Genomic DNA, 4,473 nt, shown 5'->3' with positions numbered 1-4,473 from the left:
GCTGCCCGACTCGCTGCGGCTGCTGCGGCGGCTGCTGGCCGACCGGGACGCCCCGCGTGGTGTTCGCTGGCGCGTCGGGCTGGTGCTGGGCTACCTCGCGCTCCCGATCGACCTCGTGCCCGACTTCATCCCGGTGCTCGGCTGGGCCGACGACGTCATCGTCGTCACGCTGGTGCTGCGCTCGCTCGTGCGCCGTGCGGGCGCGCCCGCGGTGCGCAGGCACTGGCCCGGGACCGATGACGGCTTCGCCGCGCTGTGCCGGCTCACCGGGCTGCGGGCGAACTCGGGCGTCACGGCCGCGGAGCGGTGACGCGAGCAACGTCAGCCCGGCAGGTCCTTCAGGGCGGTGTCGAGGATCGCGAGGCTGCGGTCGATCTCGGATTCGGTGGCGGTCAGCGGCGGAGCGATGCGGAACGTCCCGCCCATACCCGGCAGCTGCACGATGTTCATGTGCAAGCCGAGCTCGGCGCAGCGCCGGGTCACCGCGGCACCCATCTCATCGGCGTTCCTGGGCTCATCGGCGTTTCCGGGCGCGTCGGCGTTCCCGGCTGAATCGGGGTCGCCGGTCAGCTCCATCCCGATCAGCAGTCCGCGGCCGCGGACGGCTCCGATCACCTCGTGCCGCTCGCTGAGCTCGGCAAGTCCGCTGCGCAGCCGGTCGCCGAGTTCGCGGGCGCGAAGGTCCAGGCGGTCGCGGGCGAGCACGTCCAGGACCGCGTTCCCGACGGCGGCGGGCAGCGGGTCGTTGACGTGCGTGGTGAAGAACAGGAACCCGCGGTCGTGGGCTCGCTGCTCGATCTCGGCGCTGGTGAGCACCGCCGCCAACGGCAGCCCTGCGCCGAGGGTCTTGGACAGCGTGAGGATGTCCGGGACGACGCCATCGCGCTCGAACGCGTACCAGTCGCCGGTACGGCACAGCCCGGTCTGCGCCTCGTCCAGGATCAGCAACATGCCCCGCTCGTGGCACTTGTCCCGCAGCGCGGCCAGGTAGCCGGGCGGGAGGTCGACGACGCCACCGGAGCTCAGGATCGGCTCGACCAGGCAGGCCGCGAGGCTGCCGACCGACTGCGCATCGATCAGCTCGAAGCCGAGGTCGAGCTGGCGGCGCCAGTCCAGGTTCCCATCGGCGTCGACGATGCCGGGCCGGAAGCTGTCCGGGACGGGCAGCGCGAAGTTGCCGCTGGCGCCGGGCCCGTAGCCGACGCGCCCGGCGCTGTAGGTGGCGCTCGCGGCGGCCTGCGTCATGCCGTGCCAGGAGCGGGCGAACGAGACGACCTCGTGCCCGCCGGTGACGAGCTTGGCCATCCGCAGGGCGGCTTCGTTCGCCTCGGCACCGGTCGTGAGCAGCACCGCCTTGTCCAGCGGTTCCGGCAGCGTCCCCGCCAGCCGCCGGGCCAGCTCGAGGACCGGGCGGCTGAGCATGCCGCTGTAGACGTGGTCCAGGCGGCCCACCTGCTCCCGGACCGTCGCGACGATCTCCGGGTGCGCGTGGCCGAGGATCGCGCTCATCTGCCCCGAGGTGAAGTCGAGCAGCTCGCGCCCGTCCTCGGTGAACACCGAACTGCCCGCGGCGCGATCGATGATTCCGGGGCTGAAGGCGCCGCCGCCCGAGTAGCGGATCAGGTGCCGTTGCACAGCGGTGTCGTCGGACATGGCCCCGACGCTACAAAGGGCGCCGTTCGGGCGTCCATCGCCGATCACGATCGTCCCGGATCCCTTACCGTGCGCTCATGGATCCGGGGCCGGACAGCGAAGCCTCCCACGCCAGGCGCAGCGCCCGCGTGGGACTGCAGACCGCCGTGATCGACAACAGCGCGGCGTTCGGTTTCTCCATCACGATCACCTCGTCGTACGGGGCGCTCAACCAGCTGGCACGAGCGCCGACGCTGCTCGACATCGCGGGATTCGCGCTGTGCGCGGTCGTGGCGTTCGCCGTTCTGCAGGCGTTGACCACCCACGGGTTCCGTCGCCACGCCGGCGCGGCGCCTCGATCGGTGGTCCTGCTGGGGACCGCATTGGACATCGTTTCGGTCGGTCTCGGGCTCGGGGCGGCGATGCTGGCCGCATTCGTGCTGCCCGCCGGGGTGGCGTGGCCGGTGGGCGGGTTCCTGGCCTCGCTGGTCTTCGCGCTCAGCCAGGCGCTCGAGCTCATGCTCGCGGCTCGGCTGGAAAGGCTCCGCGGCGACCCGGAAGCGGAGCGAACGCAGGGCTGAGCGCGGCTCAGTTCTCCGCAGTGCGTCCGCTGAGGTGTCGCATGATGTGCTCGACGCAGGCCGCGACCGGCACCGCGAGGAAGGCGCCCAGCACGCCCAGCAGCGCGGACCCGATGGCGATGGCCACCAGGACCACGAACGCGGGCACGCGAACGATCTTGCCCATCACCACGGGTTGGATCACGTTGCCTTCGATCTGCTGCACGACCAGCACGACCACGAGCACCAGCACGGCGGTGAGCAGTCCGCGCTCGGCCGCCGCGACCAGCACCGCCAGCATTCCCGAGAGCACGGCGCCGAGGTAAGGCAGGAAAGCGCCCAGGTAGACCAGCACGGCCAGCGGCAGCGCCAGCGGAACGCCCAGCAGCGCCAGACCGGCGCCGATGAACACCGCGTCGAACAGCGCGACGACGAGCAGCGCGCGGAAGTAGCGGCCGACGACCTGCCACAACCGCGCCAGCACCCGCCAAACCTCGTCCTGCCGCGCCGCGGGCAGCCAGCCGACCAGCGCAGCCGCGAGCCAACGCCCCTCGGCCAGGTAGAACAGCACCACCACCAGCAGCAGCACGACCGAGGACAACACCGTGGCCACGGTGCCGAGCGCGGCCGGGATCGAGCCGCCGCCGAAGAATTGCGTCGTGAGGCTTCCGACGATGGCCCGCACGTTCACACCCGGGCCGAAGAAGGGCGTGCGGGAGAGCACCCGGTCGAGCTGCTCGGTCGCCTGCCCCAGCGCGGAGGACAGCTGCGGGAGCTGCGCGACGAAGGCGGGCACCACGAGCCAGACGGCTGCCGCGATCACCGCGAGCCCGAGCACGACCGCGATCAGCGCGGCCAGCGGCCGCGGCACGTGCAGCCGGCCGAGCAGGTTCACCAGCGGAGCCAGCGCGGCGGCGACGAACAGCGCCAGCAGCACCGGCACCACCACGACCGCGAGCTGCGAGACGACCAGCCAGGCGATGACGAGCACGCCGACTATGCCCAGCAATGCCCACGCCCTCCGGCCGAGCCGGACCACGGTCGATCGCTCCTCGTGCTGCTCACCGCCGCCCATCACGACGAACTCACTTCCGCGAGTACGAGCGTGCGGGGCGACGTGGCCGCGTCACCGGCGCACGGCCCCGGTCAGCGGCCACGTCGTTCTGCGACTCGCGGTTGGAGCACGGTGACCTCCCTGCTGCCGGGCACGGAGGCGATGGTGCACCAAGGCGCATCAACGTGCTCGGTCGTCGCGAGGCCGGAAGGACTGACGACGAGGTGGCGCGAACGCTGACTCAGGCCCGGCATCGGCGGGGCCGGAGCAGGCCCGGCGCGAAGCCTCGGCGCGCGGGGCCTGAGCAGTCAGGCCGACTGCCCTTGGAGGCCGTACTGCGCCTCCGCGCTGGAACCGGGGACGCGCATCTCGAACGTCTCGGTGATGACGGTGTAGTCGAAGTAGCCCATGCGGGCGATCGGCTGGATGGTCCGGATGTCCAGCTTGCCGTCGTCGCCGATGACCGAGTCATCGACGTGGATGCGTTCGACTCGGGCGAAGACCACGTCGACGGTGCCGACGTTGCTCTCGCCGGGCAGCCGCTGCGTGGACAGGTACCGGCACTCGAAGTGGCAAGGGCTTTCGGCGACCATCGGGCCGGGCGCCAGGTCCGCCTCGGAGCGGGTGACTCCCGCCCGGTCGAACTCGCTCTCGTGCTCGGCCAGCTCCATCGCGCTGATGTTGACGGCATCGCGCAGGTCCCAGGTGGCCATGTTCCAGACGAACCAGCCCGTCTGCTCGGCGTTGCGGACGGTGTCCTTGCGGCGTCCGTCGGGGTACTGGTTGGCCGAGAACATGACCATCGGGGGATCGAAGGTCAGGTTCTGCCACTGGCTGTAGGGCGCGAGGTTCTCGACGCCGTCGGTGCTGATGCTGGATAGCCATCCGATGGGCCGGGGAACGGTGCAGCTCTTGAACGGCGAGTAAGGCAGCGGATTCTTCTCGGTCGAGGGGCTGTACTTCACAGGTGCTCCTTGTGCATCGCCGGCCGGGCGGCCAGGTCACGGGCCGCCGGCAGTGGCCGCGTCCACGGTGCCGCGGCACGGTCCGAGCGTAGTGCCGCCGTGATCGCCGCTCGTCCCGGCAACCCGGTCGCACGCGATGCGCAAGATGGCGAGGAATTTTGTCGAAAAGATTGTGAACAATCGTGTTCATAGTCTAGCTTGCCGGAGAGCCGATGAAGGACCTCGCGCTCGCGACGACTCGATGGAGGAGCCATGCCCGCCG

5 protein-coding genes are annotated in these 4,473 nt (G+C 71.0%); 2 read left to right on the top strand and 3 right to left on the bottom strand.

What is annotated here, in order from left to right; all coding sequences use genetic code 11:
* Window positions 1-310: DUF1232 domain-containing protein (locus IJH84_RS08670; RefSeq protein ID WP_295142461.1), on the top strand; the 310-nt coding region annotated here is incomplete at its 5' end.
* Between the two features lie 11 nt (window positions 311-321).
* Here IJH84_RS08670 and IJH84_RS08665 read toward each other — a convergent pair.
* Complete coding sequence (locus IJH84_RS08665; protein ID WP_295142458.1) at window positions 322-1,653, bottom strand: aspartate aminotransferase family protein; 1,332 nt, start codon at window positions 1,651-1,653, stop codon at window positions 322-324.
* 77 nt (window positions 1,654-1,730) lie between these two features.
* On the opposite strand from IJH84_RS08665, the gene IJH84_RS08660 reads away from it, so the two are divergent.
* Window positions 1,731-2,213: a hypothetical protein gene (locus IJH84_RS08660; RefSeq protein ID WP_295142456.1), complete on the top strand. Its 483-nt coding sequence runs from the start codon at window positions 1,731-1,733 to the stop codon at window positions 2,211-2,213.
* A gap of 7 nt (window positions 2,214-2,220) precedes the next feature.
* Here the strand turns inward: IJH84_RS08660 and IJH84_RS08655 are convergent, their stop codons facing one another.
* Complete coding sequence (locus tag IJH84_RS08655) at window positions 2,221-3,267, bottom strand: AI-2E family transporter (RefSeq protein ID WP_295142454.1); 1,047 nt, start codon at window positions 3,265-3,267, stop codon at window positions 2,221-2,223.
* A gap of 287 nt (window positions 3,268-3,554) precedes the next feature.
* The gene (locus IJH84_RS08650; RefSeq protein WP_295142451.1) at window positions 3,555-4,211 is read right to left on the bottom strand and encodes a flavin reductase family protein; all 657 of its coding nucleotides are present in this window, start codon (window positions 4,209-4,211) and stop codon (window positions 3,555-3,557) included.
* Window positions 4,212-4,473 lie beyond the last annotated feature (262 nt).

It is taken from the genome of Saccharopolyspora sp., from assembly GCF_017434145.1.
Lineage (GTDB): Bacteria > Actinomycetota > Actinomycetes > Mycobacteriales > Pseudonocardiaceae > Saccharopolyspora_C > Saccharopolyspora_C galaxeae.
This window is presented reverse-complemented; position numbering and strand designations above follow the sequence as displayed.